The sequence below is a fragment of the Stutzerimonas kunmingensis genome (assembly GCF_021432085.1).
Lineage (GTDB): Bacteria > Pseudomonadota > Gammaproteobacteria > Pseudomonadales > Pseudomonadaceae > Stutzerimonas.
Genome location: NZ_CP090366.1, coordinates 1,531,494 through 1,552,021, shown reverse-complemented (window position 1 = coordinate 1,552,021; position 20,528 = coordinate 1,531,494). Strand labels below are relative to the sequence as shown.

Annotated in this window: 28 protein-coding genes and 1 pseudogene; 7 read left to right on the top strand and 22 right to left on the bottom strand. The window is 58.1% G+C overall.

Annotation, left to right across the window (positions count from 1 at the left end; all coding sequences use genetic code 11):
• The first annotated feature begins 2 nt into the window (after positions 1-2).
• Genes LW136_RS07240 through LW136_RS07230 form a run of 3 tightly spaced genes read left to right on the top strand, consistent with a single transcriptional unit; the run spans position 3 to position 1,015 of the window.
• On the top strand, positions 3-506 hold the full coding sequence (locus LW136_RS07240; RefSeq protein ID WP_234174823.1) for a hypothetical protein: 504 nt from the start codon (positions 3-5) through the stop codon (positions 504-506).
• Positions 507-516: 10 nt separating this feature from the next.
• Entirely contained in the window at positions 517-828 is a 312-nt protein-coding gene (locus LW136_RS07235; protein ID WP_213574678.1) for a hypothetical protein, read from the top strand.
• Entirely contained in the window at positions 815-1,015 is a 201-nt protein-coding gene (locus LW136_RS07230; RefSeq protein WP_181092064.1) for a helix-turn-helix transcriptional regulator, read from the top strand. Before LW136_RS07235 ends, LW136_RS07230 begins: the two co-directional genes overlap by 14 nt.
• A 3-nt stretch (positions 1,016-1,018) precedes the next feature.
• On the opposite strand, the gene LW136_RS07225 is transcribed toward LW136_RS07230, so the two are convergent.
• From LW136_RS07225 to LW136_RS07150, 16 genes and pseudogenes are all read right to left on the bottom strand, one after another.
• The gene (locus tag LW136_RS07225) at positions 1,019-2,164 is read right to left on the bottom strand and encodes a tyrosine-type recombinase/integrase (RefSeq protein ID WP_336512880.1); all 1,146 of its coding nucleotides are present in this window, start codon (positions 2,162-2,164) and stop codon (positions 1,019-1,021) included.
• A 353-nt stretch (positions 2,165-2,517) separates the two neighbouring features.
• The gene (locus LW136_RS07220; protein WP_234174821.1) at positions 2,518-3,171 is read right to left on the bottom strand and encodes a DUF6988 family protein; all 654 of its coding nucleotides are present in this window, start codon (positions 3,169-3,171) and stop codon (positions 2,518-2,520) included.
• Positions 3,172-3,233: 62 nt separating this feature from the next.
• Positions 3,234-3,524, bottom strand: a complete 291-nt coding sequence (locus tag LW136_RS07215; protein ID WP_003302338.1) for a helix-turn-helix domain-containing protein — start codon at positions 3,522-3,524, stop codon at positions 3,234-3,236.
• Between the two features lie 5 nt (positions 3,525-3,529).
• The gene (locus LW136_RS07210) at positions 3,530-3,844 is read right to left on the bottom strand and encodes a type II toxin-antitoxin system RelE/ParE family toxin (protein WP_038662341.1); all 315 of its coding nucleotides are present in this window, start codon (positions 3,842-3,844) and stop codon (positions 3,530-3,532) included.
• Positions 3,845-3,888: 44 nt separating this feature from the next.
• Positions 3,889-4,896: a phage integrase gene (locus LW136_RS07205; RefSeq protein ID WP_234174820.1), complete on the bottom strand. Its 1,008-nt coding sequence runs from the start codon at positions 4,894-4,896 to the stop codon at positions 3,889-3,891.
• Positions 4,896-6,174: pseudogene (locus tag LW136_RS07200) on the bottom strand (hypothetical protein). Before LW136_RS07200 ends, LW136_RS07205 begins: the two are co-directional and overlap by 1 nt.
• 147 nt (positions 6,175-6,321) lie before the next feature.
• Positions 6,322-7,500, bottom strand: coding sequence for a zonular occludens toxin domain-containing protein (locus LW136_RS07195; protein ID WP_234174819.1), 1,179 nt, complete (start codon positions 7,498-7,500; stop codon positions 6,322-6,324).
• A 12-nt stretch (positions 7,501-7,512) separates the two neighbouring features.
• On the bottom strand, positions 7,513-7,839 hold the full coding sequence (locus LW136_RS07190; protein WP_042926027.1) for a DUF2523 domain-containing protein: 327 nt from the start codon (positions 7,837-7,839) through the stop codon (positions 7,513-7,515).
• A complete protein-coding gene (locus LW136_RS07185) occupies positions 7,839-9,194 on the bottom strand; it encodes a virulence factor TspB C-terminal domain-related protein (RefSeq protein ID WP_234174818.1) in 1,356 nt (451 codons plus the stop codon). Before LW136_RS07185 ends, LW136_RS07190 begins: the two co-directional genes overlap by 1 nt.
• Positions 9,195-9,344: 150 nt before the next feature.
• Positions 9,345-9,554: a major capsid protein gene (locus LW136_RS07180; RefSeq protein WP_042926026.1), complete on the bottom strand. Its 210-nt coding sequence runs from the start codon at positions 9,552-9,554 to the stop codon at positions 9,345-9,347.
• Between the two features lie 10 nt (positions 9,555-9,564).
• On the bottom strand, positions 9,565-9,780 hold the full coding sequence (locus tag LW136_RS07175) for a hypothetical protein (protein WP_015277797.1): 216 nt from the start codon (positions 9,778-9,780) through the stop codon (positions 9,565-9,567).
• On the bottom strand, positions 9,777-9,956 hold the full coding sequence (locus LW136_RS07170) for a hypothetical protein (protein ID WP_008567547.1): 180 nt from the start codon (positions 9,954-9,956) through the stop codon (positions 9,777-9,779). The genes LW136_RS07175 and LW136_RS07170 overlap by 4 nt, the downstream gene beginning before the upstream one ends.
• 15 nt (positions 9,957-9,971) lie before the next feature.
• Complete coding sequence (locus LW136_RS07165; RefSeq protein WP_014819556.1) at positions 9,972-10,331, bottom strand: hypothetical protein; 360 nt, start codon at positions 10,329-10,331, stop codon at positions 9,972-9,974.
• A gap of 293 nt (positions 10,332-10,624) precedes the next feature.
• The gene (locus tag LW136_RS07160; RefSeq protein ID WP_234174817.1) at positions 10,625-11,398 is read right to left on the bottom strand and encodes a DNA cytosine methyltransferase; all 774 of its coding nucleotides are present in this window, start codon (positions 11,396-11,398) and stop codon (positions 10,625-10,627) included.
• A 4-nt stretch (positions 11,399-11,402) separates the two neighbouring features.
• Complete coding sequence (gene pflM / locus LW136_RS07155; RefSeq protein ID WP_234174816.1) at positions 11,403-11,741, bottom strand: lysogeny maintenance protein PflM; 339 nt, start codon at positions 11,739-11,741, stop codon at positions 11,403-11,405.
• Between the two features lie 39 nt (positions 11,742-11,780).
• Entirely contained in the window at positions 11,781-11,996 is a 216-nt protein-coding gene (locus LW136_RS07150) for a MerR family transcriptional regulator (protein ID WP_017244781.1), read from the bottom strand.
• Between the two features lie 458 nt (positions 11,997-12,454).
• Here LW136_RS07150 and LW136_RS07145 point away from each other — a divergent pair, with 458 nt between their 5' ends.
• The 3 genes from LW136_RS07145 to LW136_RS07135 are packed head-to-tail and all read left to right on the top strand — an operon-like array spanning position 12,455 to position 14,441.
• Entirely contained in the window at positions 12,455-13,276 is an 822-nt protein-coding gene (locus tag LW136_RS07145) for a hypothetical protein (RefSeq protein ID WP_234174815.1), read from the top strand.
• Between the two features lie 56 nt (positions 13,277-13,332).
• Positions 13,333-13,635 (top strand): transposase, encoded by a 303-nt coding sequence (locus tag LW136_RS07140; RefSeq protein ID WP_042922387.1) that lies wholly within the window; start codon positions 13,333-13,335, stop codon positions 13,633-13,635.
• Positions 13,632-14,441, top strand: a complete 810-nt coding sequence (locus LW136_RS07135; protein WP_234174814.1) for an IS3 family transposase — start codon at positions 13,632-13,634, stop codon at positions 14,439-14,441. Before LW136_RS07140 ends, LW136_RS07135 begins: the two co-directional genes overlap by 4 nt.
• Positions 14,442-14,457: 16 nt before the next feature.
• Here LW136_RS07135 and LW136_RS07130 read toward each other — a convergent pair.
• Positions 14,458-16,004 (bottom strand): IS3 family transposase gene (locus tag LW136_RS07130; RefSeq protein WP_086937305.1). Its coding sequence is split into 2 segments (ribosomal slippage): positions 14,458-15,518 and positions 15,518-16,004, totalling 1,548 coding nucleotides; the frame shifts between segments, so codons are not numbered across the junction.
• 254 nt (positions 16,005-16,258) lie between these two features.
• On the opposite strand from LW136_RS07130, the gene LW136_RS07125 reads away from it, so the two are divergent.
• The gene (locus tag LW136_RS07125) at positions 16,259-17,017 is read left to right on the top strand and encodes a hypothetical protein (RefSeq protein WP_234174813.1); all 759 of its coding nucleotides are present in this window, start codon (positions 16,259-16,261) and stop codon (positions 17,015-17,017) included.
• 54 nt (positions 17,018-17,071) lie between these two features.
• On the opposite strand, the gene LW136_RS07120 is transcribed toward LW136_RS07125, so the two are convergent.
• The 5 genes from LW136_RS07120 to LW136_RS07100 all read right to left on the bottom strand — a co-directional run bounded on the left by LW136_RS07120 (position 17,072) and on the right by LW136_RS07100 (position 20,327).
• Positions 17,072-18,100, bottom strand: coding sequence for an IS30 family transposase (locus LW136_RS07120; RefSeq protein WP_038661402.1), 1,029 nt, complete (start codon positions 18,098-18,100; stop codon positions 17,072-17,074).
• A gap of 59 nt (positions 18,101-18,159) precedes the next feature.
• Positions 18,160-19,194 (bottom strand): Shedu anti-phage system protein SduA domain-containing protein, encoded by a 1,035-nt coding sequence (locus tag LW136_RS07115; protein ID WP_234174812.1) that lies wholly within the window; start codon positions 19,192-19,194, stop codon positions 18,160-18,162.
• Positions 19,195-19,255: 61 nt separating this feature from the next.
• Entirely contained in the window at positions 19,256-19,606 is a 351-nt protein-coding gene (locus LW136_RS07110; protein WP_234174811.1) for a type II toxin-antitoxin system RelE/ParE family toxin, read from the bottom strand.
• A complete protein-coding gene (locus LW136_RS07105) occupies positions 19,603-19,839 on the bottom strand; it encodes a type II toxin-antitoxin system ParD family antitoxin (RefSeq protein ID WP_234174810.1) in 237 nt (78 codons plus the stop codon). The genes LW136_RS07110 and LW136_RS07105 overlap by 4 nt, the downstream gene beginning before the upstream one ends.
• A gap of 110 nt (positions 19,840-19,949) precedes the next feature.
• Positions 19,950-20,327, bottom strand: a complete 378-nt coding sequence (locus LW136_RS07100; protein ID WP_234174809.1) for a hypothetical protein — start codon at positions 20,325-20,327, stop codon at positions 19,950-19,952.
• Positions 20,328-20,528: the final 201 nt, after the last annotated feature.

The window sequence follows — 20,528 nt, the reverse complement described above, 5'->3', positions numbered from 1 at the left end:
CAATGAACTTCACAACCATCCAGATTCTGGCCTTCGTCGGCGCCGTCGCCGCCATGGCCATCGTCTTCGGCCTTGGCTACCTCGAAGGCCGCCGCGCTGCGCGGCAAGACCTCGAACACCTGGCCACCGCCAACCGCCAGCTGGTCGAGAACCTGCGCCACCGCGCCGAACGCGCCCAGCACGAACACACCATCAGCCGCCTCAACGCCGCCCAGGCACTGGAGCACCTGACCGAGGAGCTGGACGCCCTGCGCACCGAACTTGCCGACGCCCAGCGCCGCGCACTCACCGCAGAGGACGCCGACACCCTCGCCGAGATCGCCGCCAAGCTCAACCTGGCCGCCACCGTGTTCACCAAGATGGGCTCCGAACAAGGCGCCCACGCCAGCAAGCTGGCCTTCGCCGCTATTGCCATCGCCGACCGCTACTGGAACACCACCCCGCTTTCGACCTGGGAGCGCGTAGACGCGACCCTCGGCACGCAGCCTGCTGCGATGTGCATGTGAGGGAACGGCCATGACGTACAGCATCTTCTACAGCACCGAAATGCCCAACGACACCGCACAGGTCAGCGGGCGCCTGCCGCGCAAGCCGCAACGCTGGCTGATGGAGTGGCTGGTCAAGACGCCGGACGGCAAGACCCACGTCGACAACTCTCGCACCATCCAGCGCGCCACCTATGAGGAGGTGAACGCGATCATGGGCGCCATCATCGACGACATCAAAGCCGAGATCGGCGAGCTGGCCACCTTTATCAGCTACCGCCTGACCTGCCACGGCGGCACCAAGAAGCATCGCAAGGGAGGGAAGCGCCGTGGTCGCGCTTGAGGGTTACCTGCGCGAGGAGCAGGTGCTGGAGGTCACCACCCTTTCCCACGCTACGCTTTGGCGCGAGATCAAGGCCGGGCGCTTCCCGAAACAGGTCCGGCTTTCGCCGGGCCGCGTCGGTTGGCGGGCATCCGATCTGCGCCTTTGGCTGGAGGACCCAGAAGCGTGGAGCAATCAGGCGGCGTGACGGCTACGGCTTCACGCCAGCCACATCTACAAGCCAGGTAGCCCAATCCTCGAGGCCCTGGCTTTTTTCTTTCAGGTAGTCGTAGCGGTCATAGTGTTTCGATGACACATCGCTGAACGCATGCCCCTGGATGCGATCGCGCAGTTCCTTGCTGATCCCCGCCACACCCATCAGCGTCTTGCAGGTGCGCCGCAGGTCGCGCAGCGTGAATGGCGTCTTGAACGTGGCCGGGTGCCGCGCGCAAAGCTTCGTCACCGCCCGCGACACGGACTGCACGTTGATCGAGTTGTTCTTATACCGGCCCATGAACGGAAAGGCCTCTTCGCCGGAGATCGGTTTCAGCCGCTCCAGGCAGGCGCGGCTCAGCCCGTTGAACGGCACCACATGAATCTCGCGCTCGCCTTCTACGCCCTTTTTGCTCCGGATCATGTAGTAGTCGTCGCGGTACATCGTGCGGTCTGACGCTACCACTTGCTCCGGCCGTTGCCCACCGCTGGCAATCAGGAACTTGATCAGCTCGGCCGTGACCAGGCTCAGTTCCTCGGGCAGCAGGTTCCACAGCGCCGCCAGCTCTTCCTTGCTCAGCACGCGCTGGCCGGGGCGCTCCCAATCGCCCTGCACAGGGATGCTTGCCACCGGGTTATAGGTCAACCCGAAGCGCACCTTCGACTTGAGGTAGTCCCGAGGGTTGTATTCCTGGTTCAGCCCGTGCTGGAAGGCCGCATGCAGCTGCGACCGCACCCGGTTGCAATAGGTGGTCACCTTCGCCTTGATCATCGCGGAGATAATGTCGCGGATATCCCCGGGCTCGATGGCGCTGGCCAGCTTCTTCACCAGGTGCGGGAACGGCTCGGAGACGTAGTGCTTGAGCGACCATTCCACGTTGCCGGCCGAGGCCGCGCCTTCGGCTTTCAGCTTGGCGACATACGAATCGAGCAGGTTCTGTAGCGTGCCCTCCGCTTCACTCTGCGGCGACGCACCCTTGCAATTGTCCCGGGCGACGGTGAGTGACATCGTCGGCCAAACGCCGAGCTTGCGTTGCTTCTTCTTGCCGGCCACGAACCACTGGTAGTAGAACTCCTTCGTGCCGTTGGCGCGAACCTTCAGCAGCAGCACCCCTTCCCCTCGCGCACCGCGCCCGTCGGACATCACATAGTCGCGGTCTTCTGGCTTGAGCGAACGGATCTGCTTTTCGGTTAGCATGCGTGACAGTTTCCGGTGACAGTTGTCCCGAACTAACACGAAATTCGGCGGGACAGATTGAGACTGAGCCGGAAGCCCTAGCCCATACAGGACGGGGATTGTAGCGCCTTTACGATACCTCGCGTTATACCCTGATATTTGGCCCGTTATAGATTCCCAAGCTCATGACGAGGGTTCGATTCCCTTCGCCCGCTCCAGACACCACACGATAAGGCCCTGTTTTTACAGGGCTTTTTCGTTTCTGGCTTTTGGTGGTGTCGAAGAAGTGTCGAAAACCCCTTCCACGAATTCCAGTCAGCCTAATGCGATGGCTCAGTCGCGGCTGGGCGCGGAACGGCAGGAAGTGGCAAACAGTCTCCAAATTCTCTTTGAATTTTTGGGATCTGATCAGTAGGCGGGGCGCCAGAAACAATTAGTCCAAGGTTGGCCGCAATCGTTAATAGCCCGTTTGAATGGATGACCATGGCGTGAACAAGCGGCGCCGGAAATCCTCGGCTGAAGCGATTCACCGCATGAATTCCACCATGGACATATGAGCTTAAAGGCTTCCAAGAGTAATGCTTGAATTCCTTTAGCATCTCAATCGGTGCGTGCGGTGCCTTTTCTTCGATGGCAACGAGCATCTGACTGAGCATCGGAATAGTGGACCCCTTCTTTGCGCTATCGTATGTAAGGTCTGAAATGATCAGCTCCGCCTGTGAGTCGGACGCTACATAAAGCACCCACAGAGAGCGAACCAGCGACTCATATTGGACCCTTAACAACGCTGCCGCAGGCGTGTAAAGGCCGGCGGCTATTAAGTGCTTAATCGCCTGTGAATGCTCGAAAGCAAGGGCGGACAATGTCTTGCTAGCAACCAGTCTAGGGGACGAGTCATATACAGGTACTGAAAAGCACTTATATAGCGACTGCTCAAGAGCAGCAGATCTGGAAAGTAACACGTCTAAATCCATGTCAGCGTTCTTGCCCAAAGTGTGGAATTTCCGTAGCTAGCGTCTAATCGACTAGGCGGTGATCAGACGGACGATAGCGCCTGGATGACGTGCTTCGGATCGTTATGGATGGCGCGCAGCAGGGCCTTTGCTGGTCCGGTCGGTTCGCGTCGGCCTTGTTCCCAGTTACGCAGCGTACCCAGTTGAACGTCGATCATCGCTGCGAATTTGGCCTGGGTCAGCCCGGTCGCCTTGCGGATCTCTTTCACCTGCAGCGAGTCAACGACGAATTCCCGCGAGGGCTGACGTTCGCCACGGTGAATCTCGTCCATCTGCTGGACGCTTTCCAGAAGGTCTTCGAAGAATTTGCTCATGGTGATTACCTCCACCGTTCGATGATTTGCTTGAGCACCTTGCGCTCGTCTGCCGTCAGGTCGTCCTTCTCGTTCTTCGGATAGATCAGCAGTAATGCGATCTGCGAAGCCGCCGTGAAGTGGTAGTAAATGACCCTGGACCCGCCTCGCTTGCCGTGACCACCAGACGCAACGCGAACCTTGCGAATGCCGCCAGTACCTTCAATCACATCGCCCATGTCCGGCCGGTCGGCCAGTTGCCGCTGAAACTCCGCATAGCTGTCATCGCTAAGCAGCTCCCGCAGACGCTTGGAGAAGATCGGTGTCTCGATAAAGATCATAAGCGAATAGTACGCCAGTGGCGCACCTCCTTCAATTGATTCGATTACTGGCTGGCGAGCGGTAACGTGATGCCCGCCAACGGCCCCAACCTGATCGCATCATGCAAATGTTCAGGCGCGAGGTGTGCATACCTCATCGTCATGTTCAGCGACGCATGCCCCAGGATCTCTTTCAGCGTCACGATATGCCCACCGCCCATGATGAAGTGAGCTGCGAACGTGTGGCGCAGGATGTGGCTTGCCTGTCCGCGTGGTGGCTTGATCGAGGTCGAGAGCAGGACCAGCCGAAACACGCCAATGCAGTTGGTGAACGGCCCGTAGGTTTGCCAGTGCTTCTTGATCGCCGCCACCAGCTCGGGCGTTACCGGGACCATCCGCACCCGCTTCGACTTGGTATTGGCAAACACCAGGGCGTTGCCTCGAATCCGCTCCGGCCGAAGCGCTTGAGCCTCACCCCACCTCGCCCCGGTAGCCAGACAGATCCGCGCCACCATCGCCGGATGTGGAGACGTGGTCCGCGCCTGGAGTGCATCGAGCAGCTCGGAGATCTGCGGCTTGGTCAGGTAGGCCAAGGGGCGCTCTTGCAGCCGAACCGGGCGAATACGGGTGAACGGACAGGGATAGTCGATCACATCGAGTTTGTGCAGCTCGTTGTAAACCGCTTTCGGGTAGCCGAGGCGATTGTTCGCTGTCTTGCCGGTGACGCCTGCTGACATCCAACGCGCGCGTGTGGCGGCGATCTTTGCGCCATCAACCATACGAGCTATCGGATCACCCATCGCCTTTGCACACGCCCGCAGGATCGCCACACGTCGAACGCCATCGGAGAGCGAGACGCCGTGGAGATCGAACCACAGCTCGACCAGCTCTGACAGCCTGCGCTTGTCCTTTGGCCGCGGTGCCCAATCGTTGGATTCGCTGCACTTGGCTCGACAGGTCGCCTCGAAGCGCATTGCCTCGGCCTTGGTCTTCAGCGTCTTGCGGAAGCGCTTGCCTTTGACCGGCTCAACGTCGACCCGCCAGCGACCGTCAGGGAGCTGCTGGATCGCCATCAGACCGCTCTGCCCCATCGAACGTGGCGTTCTTGAAGCAACGTCTTGATGTGCTTGTACAGATCACGCTCACTCATGTCCTTGGCGGCGTAGTGGTCACGAATGACCGGCCAGCATTCCCATTCCTTCAGTCGATCAAATGCGGTTTTAGCGCCCACTCGCTCCCGTGCCAGCAGGCTTACGAAGTTTTAGCAGGAACAGCTCCACGTTCTTGCCCGAGAAGCCCCGTGACGTCTTGTAGTAGCGCTTGTATTCCGTTTCATCGACCAGGGAGTCGACAGCCACATCGACCCGCACGTCATCACGCATCAGCGTCCAGATCGGCTCGTACTGCCCAGGGCGATGCAGCAACTTGAACTGGCACAGCCCGTAGCGCCACAGGCCGTCCAAGTGGGCGGAGAACGCTGCAAACGAATCCGTTTCAATGGCCTCGCCGGTCTTGGCACTGATCGACCCGCTGGCGAACTGCTGGATGACCGAATGGTGATAGCGCAGCTCGACCCGCCAAACGTCCGCCTCAGGATCGTAGTTGTCAGGATCGGCGGAATCGAACGAATCCCGACGACGCCAGACGCTTTCCCAGAAGTCGAGCTTATCCGTCGCGCGGGCCTGTTCTGTCTTGTTGTAGATACACAGCTGGACGCCACCGGCTGAGCCGAACATGGACGTTTCGCCCCGACCGTAGACGCTGGACTTGGTCGCCCAGTTGATCTCGTTGATCCCCGAGATATCCCGGTGCGTCCGCGCACGACAGTGCAGGCGTGCCACCAGATCCACCGGAGGCTTCCAGCCCTGGAGATCCAACGCCAGATGGACAGCGCACCGGTTGCGTTCGCGGTGTGTCATTACGGCTGCGGCGTAGTAGTCCATCCGCTCTTGCAAGCGCTCAGGCGACAGCGCGTCGATCGCGTGCGGTGACACCTCGATTTTCAGATGTGGGCCGATGTTCTCGAGCTTGGCGTTGAAGTTCTTGATGAGCAGGATGAACCCGAGGTCAGCATTCTGGAGCTTGTACTGGTAGCCCGAGTCCCGCCCTACCCGTCCGGCGTGCCAGAACTCCCCGGCGAACTCGACCATGACGCCCGGTTTCTCGAATAGCGCCATGATCTCGGGACGGATCAGTCCGCGGTACAGCTGACGAACCGTATCGACGCCGCAACGCAGCAAGCGAACACCCGACAGGTCGGTCAGCTTGGCCGAATGGCTATCGAAGAACAGTCGCCCGGTTGGGGTTTCCTGAAAGTTCTGATCAACACGAATTTGGTCTTTAACGCTCATCTTCTTCTGCTCCAAATTGCAACGAATTGACACTGTTCAGTTGGGTTTATCTGACGTGTTACAGGGACGTCAGCGCGCGCGTTTGCACGCCGGCTCGTGCCTCGCCGCGCGTGCAAAGAGCGCGGAGCGCACGCGCGCTGACGGTCATCACCACAGGAAACGGCCTTTCTCATAGGGCACCCGCGTGACGGTGGTTCCGGCTTGCTGCTGGCTCGGTTGATAGGCCGGCGATGTGGAAGGTGGTGGCTGCTGATTGCGCTGGTCTTGCGGAGAGCCTCGGTCGGGCTTGGTGTCGTCGAAGTAGCCGTTCTGCACGACCGACATGCAGAAGCCGAACGACACTTCCAGCCGCGTGCCTTGCTGGGTGTTGCACCGACACCCCGTCAGCCCTTCATCGCTGTCACCAACCTGCATGCGCTTGTAGTTGCGGGCGATCAGATCGCGGTCGGTGGTGGCGATGCATACGGGCTTGGGGAAGGTTCGCGGGCCGGTCAGGCCGTCATACACAGGCGCTGATGCTGGCAGGTCCTGCACCCTCGGCACTCGCCTGCCCAGGTACTGCTCGACGGTGAGCGGTGCGGCCTGTTCGGCGTCGGAGGCGCTTGGCCGGATGAACGCTCCGACCGTATCCCTTACCTGATCGACCATGCTCCCGGCCGGCGCGCTGCTGGTGGCTTCGAGCGCGACTTTCTCGGCGTTGTAACGCTCATAGGCGCGATAGACGAGGATGCCCGCACCGATCAGCACGCAGATGGCCAGGATGAACTTGGTCGGCACCTTGGCCTGGAAGTGGTGCTTGGCGTTGCTGCTGGTGTAGGCGCCGAAGTAGCGCTTATCTAGGCGCAGCGATTTCTTGTCGGCATCCTTGAAGCTGGTCTTCAGCTCGACCTTTTCCACCACCACTTCCGACTCGAAGCGCAGCAGCTGGGCGGACTTGAAGACGCGCCAATAGTGGATGTGCGTGTTGCACAGCCGACGCAGGTGCACATCGAGATAGCGCGGGTCCTGGGTGACGAGGTGCACTTCGTGGCCCTGGTGGCGCATGGTCTCGAAGCGGGTGATGTGCTCCGGTGGCCGCGCCCGTGGATCGCGTGAGCCGAACCAGCCCTGCGCTTCGTCGACGACGATGATCGAGTCGTTGGGCAGCTCGAACCACTTCTCGGGGTCTTCGAACTCGAACCACTGCGCTTGCAGCTGATCGGGCTTGAGGCCGTTGATGTTGTGGTAGTAGACGACCCGGCCTTCGGCGTGGGCCTTCTGGTCCACCTCACGGATGGTATTCAGGGTCTTGCCATGGCCGGGCTTGCCGGTACGGATAACGAGCATGATGGCGCCTCCTTATGCGTCGATGGAGGTGCCGCCCGGCTTGCGCCAGACCTGATTGCGGCGACGGTCGGTGGCCTTGTCGATCCCGGCGAGCATGAAGCGCGTCGAGATCGCGGCGAAATACAGATTCACCACCACATCGAACTTGGCCAGCCCGAGAATCCCCTGGATCACCGGGCCGACATCACCCATCAACCCGAACAGATAGTCCTGGGCTTGGCCGATGATCATGTTGAAGCCAACATAGGTGACGAAGCCGAAGCCGAGGATCTTCAGCACCATCTTCACCAGTGGGCCGAGGATGATGACGAGCATCTGCACGATGAAGAGAAACTGCATTACTGACCTCCTACGGAGCGGCCCACGTACAGGGCTGGCAGGACGGTAGCGACAGCCACGAACAGACCGCTCAGGTCATTGGCGGCGCGGCATAGCGGTTCGTAGCTGATTTCGAAGGAACGCCCGCCACTGGTACGCAGGCTGAAGGTTTCCGCAGCGGGACAGCTGGCCGGAAGGAAGCGGGTGCCCTGGTTGACGAAGGTCGGCAGTTCGATCTCGCTGCCACCTTCGTCGAGCTTGAACTTGTCGCCCTGCACAGCGGCTTCGATGGCGGATTCGTGTTTCTCGAAGTCGGCCTGTTCTTCGGCGTGGCAGCGCAATTCCTTTTGCTGGCGGAGGATCGCGCACTGCACGGCATCGCCCGTGCACTTGATCTCGGCGTTACAGGCTTCACCCTCTACGCTGGGCTTACCGCACTTGTTTGGGTCCTTGGCCGGGTCGCACTCGGCCTCGCCATCGTCTTCGCCCGATCCGTCGCCGTCACCGTCACCCGAGCCGTCTCCAGACCCATCACCGGAGCCATCGCCACTGCCGTCTCCTTCGCCATCCCCATCCCCATCACCGTCGCTATCACCGTCCCCGTCGCCGTCATCACCATCGCCGGGATCATCAGGGTCGGGGTTCTCGGTGTCGTCACAGCCACCGACCTCGACTTCGGGATCACATGGCGGGGGCGGTTCCTTGCTGCAAAAGGTGCCGTTCCAGGCGTAGCCGTCCGGGCATTGGTTATCAGGATCGGGCGTTGGGGTTTCGTCAGGGTCGGTCTGCTGGCCCGGGTTGCCCGGTTGCTTGCGGGTGTCTTCGTTGCATTCGATGCCGTTGCCGGTATAGCTGTAAACGCCAAAGACCCCGGAAGGGTCGCCGCTGCTGTAGACGTAGACGTTGCTGGCAGGCGTGAAGCCGAAGGCGTACTGGCAGCTATTGGCGCAGACCGAGCCCGGCGGATCGATCACCGGCTGGCCAACCGCTTCTTTCATCTTGTGTTCGTGGGTAACGACCTGGCCGATGGTGGCTTCGCATTGGTTGGCTTCGGGAATCACACACGTGGTAACAGTGCCGAAACTTACTTCGGGATTGGAAAAGGCGTAATCAAGCGGCTTCTCTTTCCATTTGCAGAAGCCGGTATTGCCGCCGGACCAGTAGCTGTAGGTTTTTCCACCGGAAACCACAGGCGGGTTTGCATAGGCATTACAGGCCTGCTCCCGAGTGGCGTAGCAGGTCGAGCCTTCGGCGGTGGTTGAATGCCGAAAGCCGGATGTTTGAGCGACCGACCGATCAGAGTAGAAGCCGGCCGAAACTACCAGCAGGAACAGCGCGAGAAGATGCCCATACGTGCGCCCTTGGATATCGTCCATATCTACACCCGCCCAAAAAACACGAGATAGAACGCCAGGGTGGTGAGGATCAGGACGTACAGTTCGTAGCTCATGGCGTTTCCCTGGAAGAGAAAACCCCGCCGGAGCGGGGTTTGCTTGCTTCGGCACATGCAGTGCGCAAAACCCCGGTTACAGGGCGCGGCGCATGTACTTGAACGCCATCGCGGCGATGATCACGGCGAAGACGGCCCAGCCGATGGTGCCGACGTCGGTGCCCGCGGTGTCGAGGGCTTCGGTGGCTTCGGCCGGAACTGCCGCGTAGACGGAGCCGGCAGCAGCCGAGAGAGCAACGGCAGCGCCGAGGCCGATTTTCTTGATGAAGTGCTTGTTCAGTTGCATGGGTGATACCTCACTGTTTCAGGGCTTTTTTCAGGACCAGGAAGCCGAACACGGTGGCGAACAGAACTATCGCTTCGCCTTGCAGCTCGGAGACTTGGTCCCAGGTCAGTGCAGAGCCGTAGAGGCTTTGCATTTCCTCGACCGTGAGAGCGACCAGCGAGCCGGAGCAGATGGGCGAACCATCAGCGCCTTGCAGCCAGTCACCGTCACAGGCGAGGAAATTCATTCGCCGGCCTGCTCAAGGTCGGCGGTTTGTTCGGAGGGTTCGCAGTCGGGGCAGACGGCGAAGTGGGGCGGCAGGCTGAGGTCGGGCAGCAGGTCGCTTTGCGGCGCGGGCAGCGCCATGAGCTTGCCCATGTCGTTTCCGCAGCAGTCGCAGTACACCCGGTCATCGATCAGCATGGCCGCCCCTCCCGGTTAGTTCGCCTTGGCCGGGTCGCCGGCTTTGGCCTGGGGTTGAGCTGGGCTGCGCGGGGTTTCGGCAGCTGCGCGTGTCTGGACGGCTTCGAGCTGGAGCGCCAGATTCTTGCCCTTGTTCTGGCCACCACGGGCAATCTCGAAGTGGATGCGCACCAGTTGCAGCGGCTCGAACTTGGCGCCGGCTGCGAAGATCTCGTCCGCTACTTCGTCCGCTGCTGCCATGCCGATGATCGACAGGCCGTGTTCGGTCTTGCCGTCCGGCTCATCGCCGTAGAAGACCTTGATGTACTTCTGGCCCGCTTCACCGTCGAAGCGTTGAGTGCCGAGAAATGCAACTTCCATAGTCGAACGTGCCATCTTGTGTTTCCTCTCTCTAGTTGCGCTTTATTGCGCTGCTTTGCTTTCTGCAGGCCGAGCGATCCCGAACGAGTGAAAAAGCAATTTCACTGCGACCGGCTTGTTACTTGGCTTGCGGGTTATCTATAGCTTTATTTAAACGCTCTTGGAACAACTATTTGTCAAGTATTAAAAGATTCAATAATTCATTATTTAATGCGACGAATAGTGCTGAATTGACACTTTCCACTTGATCGAACATTAATTTCATTAATCATCGGAAACGCCGTTTAACACCAAGGGCTTCGCCCTTGTCATCCCACTCTCGCCGCCGAGGGCTCGGGAGCGCGGGAGGGAAAAGCGCTCCCGCACTCACGAGCGGAGGCTGTTTCGGTTCGTGCAGGGTCAAGGGTGCGCTCCGCCCGTGCTTCCGTTCGCCGGATCGGTGAAGCGTGATCCGACGAGCCGGGAGCGCGGCCCTGGACCTGGACAGGTCGCGCGGGGCTGGCGAGCTGGCTCAACACGTAGCCGCCCCACTGCTTGGCTATCGCGTCCGCAATACCCTGGTAGGTACGCGAACGGTTCTTCCAGCGGTCCGGCCCCGGTGCCATGTGATGCACAGTCGGCTCGCGACCGTCGACGATCTCGGTCGGTACCAGGAGCGGCAGGTTCTGGAGCCAGAAATGAGTTTCCTTGCGTTCGCCATGACCGAACATCCACGGCTGGATGATCTGGTCCGGTTTGCGGATCTGGCTGGAGATAACGGACTTCGGGTTTTCGAGTGCCTTGAAAGGGATCGGCGCAGCAAGCAGCTCACGCACAAAATCCAGGGCGCGCTCTTGGCGACCATCAGCGATCTTCTCGGGAAACCAGCGGGCACCTGAGGTAGCGAGGTCGGTGCAGGGCGGATGAGCAATCAGGAGATCCCACCCCCAGTCGAGCACTTCCAGCACATCGCCCTGGATGTGCTCGCCATCGGTTTCGGATGGCAGCAGGTCGCAGCTGACGGCGTAGAACCCGGCGCGGGTCAGCGCATCACGAACGCGGCCGGAGAACTCGCAGGCCACTAGAGCGGTTGGCTGTCTCATGCCATCACCCCACCAATTCGAACGGTTCGTGAATCGGTACGTAGGGCGTTGGCTTGCCCGAGTCGTAGATAACGTTCCACCACTTCGCGGGGCGGTCGGGTGGCGTGTGCTTCTCGCAGATAAAGGCCGGTTCCACTTTCCAGTCGGAGAGCAGAGGCTTCCAGTTTCCACCGACGCAGCCCATCTGAAGCGTGCGAATCGGCCGCGCATATGCGGGGCGGCATTGGGCGCATGGTGTGGACCGGGAGGGATCGGGTTTCGCCATTTCGTGTCTGGACCAGCAGACAGAGCAGTCGCAGTCCTGGGCGTGCGGAAGGCGTTGATAGCTGGCCGGCTTCTGCATAGGTCATCCCCTCCCCTGGCTTTCCGTAGACGGCGCGGATCATGCGGTCCACTCCTGTTCCAGCAGCCAGTGACGGAGCATTGCGCTGTTTACCATGCGCCGCTTGCCGAGCTTTACGGTCGGTATCACACCGCGCGTTGCCCAGGCACGGGCCATACCGGCACTGATTCCGTTACGGTCAGCCCAGCATTCGACTGTTTCCACGTCCTGCTGTGGGCCGATCAGCTTCGAAGGTTCCAGCTCTTCCAGTTCCATGCTCGTTCCGTCACTATTCGTGGCAGTAAGCGCGCCTGCGCTGATGAATTATTTATCACAGGGCAAATCGTACCAGTGATGAACTATTTATCAATAAATTATTCATCATTTTTAAGAGCTTTTTGGAATGATAGAAGAGCGGCTTAGAACGCTTGTTCGCCATCTCGGCGCGACAAAGCTGGCCGAAAGTACCGCTATCAAAGAACGACAGCGATGGCAGACCGTAGCGACCAACCGGAAAGTGAAGGCTCGCATTGAGGATATGGAAGAACTGCTAAAGGCATTTCCTCAATACGAGCTGTGGTTATGGAAAGGTGAAGTTGACCCGAAGAGAGGTCAGGTATCCCCTGGATATGAAGAAGCACATTCAAACTTGCCCAATCAAAGCGCGGGATAGCGATTACTACGGCAGTAGCCAGGCGTTGGTATGATAGAAAAATCTGAATGGCGCTAAAAAAATGGAATGGTTTCCCGCGTTAACTTCTACAGGATTACTTGTTCTCGCAATGTGGCTCGGACGGAATCTAATTACTGCCCGACTAACTAATGCAGTGAGATACGAATACGATGTAAAGATAGAGACGTTAAAGTCGGAGCTAGCTGCAAGCCAGAAAATAATCGATTCCGAAGTAAGGCTGAGAGAGTCTCAGACAGAGGCGCTTCGTAGCGGAGCTCTGTCCGGGCTCGCTAATCGGAAGGGCGAGCTATTTAAAAAGCGGCTGGATGCCATCGACCAGCTATGGGGAACGCTCGTTGCCCTTGGCCCAGGGAAGGTCGTTGCAATAACAATGTCCTCAATTAAATTTGAAGAAGCACTAAAGCGATCCGAAAGAGACCAATCCACAAGAGATTTCTTTAAAACAATCAGCTCTAACTTTGACCCTAAGTCTATTAGTACAGTTGACGCAGCAAAGGTGAGGCCGTACGTTTCAAAAATGGCGTGGGCATTATTTTCTGCATACTCATCCATAATAGGCATGGCCGTATTAAGAATGATGGTGCTGCAGAATGGTATAGGCAAAGATTTCACCAACAAAGAGTCTATGATTAAGTTAGTTGAGGCCACCCTGCCTCATCAAAAAAAGCTTATTGATGATCATGGCCTTGACGCCATCTATTATCTCCTGGATGAACTTGAAGGAAAATTACTTCAGGAAATAGAAAACATGCTTGAAGGCGAAATCGATGATAGGGAAAGCGTAAAGCGAGCGGCTGGAATAATGAATGTTGTGCGGGAGATCGAGAAAGAAAGCAGACTTAACGGGGACGGACTGATCTAGCCCCGGTTTTACGGACACCTCAAATGTGACTATACCGTCAGATAGGAAGGTGTCCCATGACAGACAAACGCGAGTACCAACGCTACAGCCCCGAATTCAAGCGAGAGGCAGTCCGTCAGCTGACCGACTCGGATAAGTCCTGCACGCAGCTTGCGCGTGAGCTAGGTATCCGGGTCAATCAGCTCTACAAGTGGAAGCAGCAGCTTGACCAGAAGCAGGGCCACGCGTTCCCGGGCTCTGGCCGCCAGGCTGAGCCAGAAAGCGAAGTGGCTCAGCTGAAGCGCGAAATGGAGCGATTACGTGAAGAGAACGAAATCCTAAAAAAGGCGGCTGCGTACTTCGCCAAGAGCCTCGTGTGAAGTACGCCTTCATTCGTGATCATGCTGCCCAGTATCCGATCCGCAGGCTTTGCCGAGCGGTTGGCGCTTCGCCAAGCGGGTACTACGCGTGGCGCAATCGAGCAGAGTCGCGGCGTTCGAAGGCAAACCGTATTTTGCTGGGCCAGATCGAGGCGGTTCATCGTGATAGTCGCCAAACGTATGGGCCGATACGTATTCACCGAGAGCTAACTAGTCAGGGGAACAGTGCAGGCCTCAATCGCATAGCTCGTTTGAAGCGAGAGGCCGGTCTCAGGACAAAGCAGACCTTGGTTTGGCAGCAGGCCGGTCGCGGGCGAACGTTTGAACATATCGTTGAGCATCGACTGCTGAGGCGCTTCTATGCGGATCGACCAAACGAGCGTTGGGTGGCGGACATTACGTTCATTCCGACCGCTCAAGGATGGCTGTACCTATCGGTGATCATGGATCTCTACTCTCGGCTGATAGTTGGCTGGGCAATGGATAAGAAGCCCAGCCAAGAGCTAGCAACGCTGGCACTGGAAATGAGCCTGGGCAGGCGTGCCAAGCCTGTTGGCCTGCTGCTCCATACCGATCAGGGCGTGCAGTACAGAACCGCTCGTTATCAGGCTCTGCTTGCTCAAAACGATATCCAGCCGAGCATGAGCCGTAAAGGTAATTGCCACGACAACGCAGCGATGGAGAGCTTTTTCCATACGCTCAAAACCGAGCATGTGCGGCATCAGAAATACCGAACCTTCGACGAGGCTCGGCAAAGCTTGTTCGACTACATCGAAGTGTTTTACAACCGGCGATTTTCAAGGTAGTTGTCGCGTGAGCGTGTCACGCTGCCTTTGATGTTTGCTGCAGTACCGCTTCCCGCTCCGGGTTCAGGCACACGATTGGTGCCAGCACCCAGTTCCTGATGTTGCCGCTCCAGCGCTCCGGGTGCCGTGCACGCGCCGCCTCGTACAGCTCGATACGCTTGCGCAGCAACTCTTCCGCCTGGCCAGTATGTCGCTGCGCCGGGGTCACGAACTTCAGGGCGCTGTGGCGATGTTCATGGTTGTACCAGGCCACGAAGCTGTTCACCCAGTTCCTGGCCTGCTCCAGCGTGTCGAAGGGCCGCTCCGGCCACAGCGGGCAGTACTTCGCCGTGCGGAACAAGGCCTCGGCATAGGCGTTGTCATTGCTCACCCGCGGGCGGCTGAACGAGGGCATCACACCCAGGTTCTGCATGGCCGCCAGCATGGTCGAGCCCTTCATCGCGCTGCCGTTGTCCGAGTGCAGTACCAGCGGCTGGCCTGCCCGCTGTTCACGTAGGCAGGCCTGGCGTAGCAGCTGGGCGGCCTGCTCGGCGCTTTCACTTTCATGCACCTCGTTGGCCACCAGCTTCCGGCTGTAGACGTCCTTGATCATGTACCAGTAGAAGTAACGGCCCTTGACCGTGGTCGGCAGCCAGGTGATGTCCCAGCACCACAGCTGGTTCGGGCCGTCGGCCACATGGGTCGTCAGCGCTCGTTTCACCGGTGGGCGGCTACGGCCGCGCGGATGCTGCTGTTCGGCGTCCTTCAGCAACCGGTAAAAGGTCGACTCCGAGGCCAGCCAGGTGCCCTGATCGGCCAGCCGCGCCACGATCTGCTGCGGCGGCAGGCTGGCAAACTCGGGCTGGTTGGCGACCTCCAGCACGCGGCGGCGCTCTTGCGGGGTCAGCTTGTTGGCCGGCTCAGCTCGCTGTGCCGAAGGACGCCGATCCTCCGGGCAGTGCTGCCAGCGCTGCAGGCTGCGCAGCGACAGGCCCAGTTCGGCGCAGGCCTGCGCCCGCCGCGCTCCCGCCGCCACGGCGTCCTCGATCAACTGCAGCGTTTCACGGCGATCCGGGGCGCTGATCATTCGTCCTCGTCCTTCCCCCAGAGCGCCTCGGCTTTTTTTCGCAACACCAGCAGAGCCGCGGTTTCTGCCAGCGCCGCATCCTTGCGCCGCAGTTCACGCTCCAGCTGCTTGATGCGCTTCTTCGCGGCCTTTTCCTCTTCGCGTTCGCGCCGGGTCTTGATCGGCTGAGCCAGGCTGTTGGCCTGCTCGCAGGCTTCGCGCCAGGCGTTGATCTGCTCGACATACAGGCCTTTGCGCCGGCAGTACTCCGCCAGCTCAGCCGCATTGAGGCTGGCGCTTTCCAGCACCACCCGAAACTTGTCCTGGCTCGACCACTGGTCGGCCTGCTGTCCATCTCCCGGCACCACTGCTCCCGCTGCTCTGGCCTGTTTGCGCCAAGCATACAGGGTGGCATCAGTAATGCCTGTCGCTTCCACCAGCTCCGGCACCGTCCGGTTCAAGGGCGGCATCATCTGCCGCACCACCCACTCCCGATGCTCTATCGAATAACGCGCCACACGGCTCTCACTTCCGCCCACCGACCAAGACTCATCGAATCAACTCACACGACAACTATCCTGACGCGGCGGGCAACCGACAGCGACGGCATTCGTATTTGGCGTATATGACGCCGTTCGAGTATGAACGCCTGCACGCTGTCTCTTAGGTCGGTGTCCGTGAAATCGGGGTCAGTTCAGACTTTTATAAAGAAAAAGGAATAAAAAGGGAACAGATTTATTTAACAACCCCGATCACTGAGCAAGGAGGCGTGATGAGATCAGATTGGGATGATGCACCCGATTACCTACGCAACAGAAAGAAGCCAAGCCCTTGGCGGTTCTTGACGATCCTGGGTATCGGTTCAGCGGTGCTTTCAGCACTGGCAGTTACGTTCGGCAAACCGGTCGTGCTGGACGTCAGCCAGATCAAGCAAGGCATCCACGTCGGCGGCAAGCCTTGGTTTAACCAAGAGGCAGAGCAGCCCACGCAGCCGGTTAACCACCCTTCCGTTGCAAGCTACGAAGCCCGGGCAGCAGAACCGACCCCAGCGCCCCAGCAACGACAGCTGAGCCAGGAAGAAATCGAATGGTTCGAAGAGCGCACAGCAGAAGCGGTACAGTCCCGCCAGACATCATTTAACGATAGCAATTACACGCCCAAACAGCCGGCCAGCAGCTATACCCCGCCCGCAGCCCATCGGATTGCCGCAGCGACGCCCAGCGCTAGCGCACCCAGGTCACGGTCGGTGAGCCGAGAACATACGTCGAAATGGATCAAGGGTTGGAACGGCGGAATCGACTATCTAGCCGAATGGGTGTCCGTCAATAACTACATCGACGGAACCAGCGTATGCGCCAACCACCGCCGAGGCTCAATCGACTACCGTGAATGCCGCAAAGCCGCAAAACAGCACTTCCACGAGCAATGCCGGGCATGGCGGGCACGCTTCGACAGCGACCGCAAAGATCATAGCGACCGAATGAAGACGCGCTATTGCGGAGCGGCTAGTAGCTTTAATCCGATGGGCTAAACAACGAACGTCGGCTAAGGAAGAGGGCGGTTGCAGGAGCTGAGTGCAACACGGTTATTGAATTGAAGCAGGCGCATCATGCCGCATAGCCATGGCTTCCTGCATCACTTTGCCCATAACTTCAATTGGGCATTTGAAGTCGAAGCGCTTACGTGGGCGCATGTTCAGTTGCAGTGCGATGGCATCCAGTTCTTCCTGGCTGTGTACCGACAGGTCTGTGCCTTTGGGCAGGTACTGGCGGATCAAGCCATTGATGTTTTCGTTGCTGCCGCGCTGCCAAGGGCTGTGCGGGTCGCAGAAGTAAATGGCCACCCCGGTCTGCTGAGTGATTTCAGCATGCCGCGCCATTTCTCGGCCCTGGTCGTAGGTCATGCTCTTGCGCATCGCCAGCGGCATGCCATTGAGCGCTGCACTGAAGCCTTCCATCGCCGAGGTCGCCGTCGCGTCGTTCATCTTCACCAGCATCAGGTAGCCACTGGTGCGCTCCACCAGCGTACCTACAGACGAGGCGTTGGCCTTGCCCTTGATCAGGTCGCCTTCCCAATGCCCTGGCATCAGCCGGTCTTCGATCTCCGGCGGACGTACATGAATACTGACCATCTCAGGGATCTGACCGCGCCGATCCACACCGCCAGAGCGCGGCCTGCGCGTCGTCTTGCTTTGGCGCAGGCAGATGATCAGCTCCTTGCGCAGTTCACCGACCGGCAGGGCATAGATCGCGTTATAGATCGTCTCACGACAGACGTAGGCCTCTCTGAGGCTGGGAATGTTCATGCTGCGCAGCTTGCCGGCAATCTGCTCGGGAGACAAACGCTCACGCAGCATATGAACCACCAGCTCAAAGCGCTCGCTACCCGGCAACAGCTTTCGCATCGGTCGACACACCTGGCGGCGGGCTTGCATCTGCTGTTGGGCTACACGGGCCGAGTAGCCACCACAGGCATCTCGATTGCGGCGCAGCTCCCGGCTGATGGTCGAAGGGGATCGGTTGATCAAGCAGGCAATCCCACGCAGGCTGAAACCTTGGGCATGACCGATTTGAATGGTGGCGCGCTCTTCAACGCTGAGTTCGGTATAAGACATGGGGGCAGCACCGTACCGGAAAGGTCAGGTGTTGCACTCAGTTTTTGCCGCCGCCGAGCCTATACTTGGTGAAACGTTGCAAACTGATGATAGAGCTCGTCAAAGGTTACTATTGTGACGTGCGGGGCGATAACTTGCCGCTGAATTTCGAAGGCTTTGATCTTGTTTTTATCGCCACCTAAACTTTTAAGGCTTCCCGCAATTATGAAACACCTTGGAGCGAAAACCTCAAAAACCGTGTCACTGCATGCTCTTTTCTGGTAGAAATTCTGCAGTATCTCATTTCTCTGAATCATTATCTGGCTAACGGTCCCTGACAACTCTTGGGAGAGCGGATGAGTGCCGCGATATTCGGCACCTACCAATTTAGTACTAGGTGTCTTTATCTCCACCAAACTGAGGTTTCTATTCTCCCTGTCCACCATCGCAAAATCCGATCTTTTGCTACCCTTTCCTTCGACGTTCGTGCTCCCCACGTGAAATTCGCGCTGAAGAAAAACAGCGTACCCACCAATAAGTCGTTCCAATATTCCTTTACGAGCAGATAATTCTGTCTGCCAGAATTCCTCGTCTGTTGCTTTTGATTCCGAATTACTATGCCATACAGCAATTGCCGACTTGATATCTTCAGAGTAGATGCCTCTTCTAAGCAGCGGAACAACATCCCGCTCTAGAAGCAGCGCATTTACTTCAGCGAATGCGCTCAAGCACTTTGCAGCAAACTCTCCAGCTTCGTTATCAGGCTCATAATCACGAACATATTCTATTATGTCCGCTACGCACTTCTTAGCGGAAAAAATTCTTTGTATGACCCTTGCGAATTCCGGATTACGAATTTTCTCTTGATGAATCTGAGAATCATCAAAGGTATCGCCCAGCACTTCTACAATATAAGCTCGCGACTCTTCATCAATCGATCCCAAAAGCTGCTCAAGCTCTTCCTCTACATCACCTATATCTTCGGGATCAAAATGATTAGATAGCTTTAGTGCAAGCGCATCGCTTATCTCCGCAGCATCTCCTGTCTTTGCCCCCCGCAGATCTTTAGACAGATTAATTGTTCGCATCACTTTTTCGAAAACGCCATCATCCATATGCATGCAATCCTATTGAGAGAATAAGAATTGTTACTTACAGCCCGAAAGGCGGACATATCTATTTACCGCCACTATTAGGGGGAGCACCCACATCATTCTGTAGCCAAGAGGGTATATCGCTCATCCCGTTCAGCACGCGCCAAACTTCAATATGGTTCGGACGCTCCACATAGAACACTACGTAGGGAAACCGCTTGAGCGGCCAGGATCGGAGCCCTGGAAGATCCAGCTCATGCGCATAGCGACTGGAACCTGATTCGGGGTGGCGACTGAGCTGTTTATAGGCATGCTCCAGCGCATCAATCAGCCCCAGTGCAGCCCTATCGGCCTCCTGCTCCAAGTAGTAGGCAATCGCCCGATCAACGTCCTCGCGTGCTAGCGCTCTCGGAATGACTGGCTTTTGCTTCATCCGCGAGTATTCCGAACCCGATCACGCAGGGATTCGAAGTAGTCGGCATCAACAGGAGCAGTCGGAGCCGAGGCGGCACCCGCCAATAGCAACCCTCGGAGATGCTGACGGTCCTGGTCCTTGCGGATCAGTTCGCGGACGTATTCACTACTGGTGCCGTAGCCACGCTGATTGACTTGTTCGTCCACAAAGCTCTTCAGCGCCTCTGGAAGGGAGATGTTCATGGTACTCATGCCGGCAGCCCCGTTTGGCAAAAATTGGCAAGAGCCACTTTAGCGCGCTGCTAAATGCGGTGTCGAGGTCAGAGTGCCCGCTGCGACGAAACGAAAGCTGCGCTATCTCTTTAAGCACTAATTGCCTTGGCCAACAGAAAGCTAATCAGCAGAAACCCAAAGACCACTTCGCTCAACTTTTTATAGGTCTTGCTGGAGGCGTAGTTGAAAAAGAAGCCCCACAGACCGACTCCAATGAGCGCAGCTAGCACAGCGTACCCGGCCCACAGTGAGTCACCAGACAGAGAGAAACCAACACGAGAGTTTTGAACCTCGAGCTTTCCGCTTTCTGCAGTGGTCAGAGCGATCTTTGCGATCAGAGCAATAAAGCCCAGGGAGAACGTCCGGATGACCAGAAGCTCCAGAGTAGATACGTCGCCTGCCGAATCTGCCTTGGTGCTGTCGGTTGCGTTTGGTCTGGAGCGCCGAAAGAGGTTACGCAAATACATCCTTTCTTCCTTGAAGGAGCGGTAGTGCGCAAAGATACGCCTAGGCGATGTACCCGGCCAGAGGCGAAAGGATGGTGTCGATAAAGTGTCGAAAACACTGTGACGTACTGCGACGAAACGAGCAGCCGACTCGGCTGGGAACCGCACAACGACACGCTTTGCGACGGAACGACACACTAAGCAAAAGGGTTCGATTCCCTT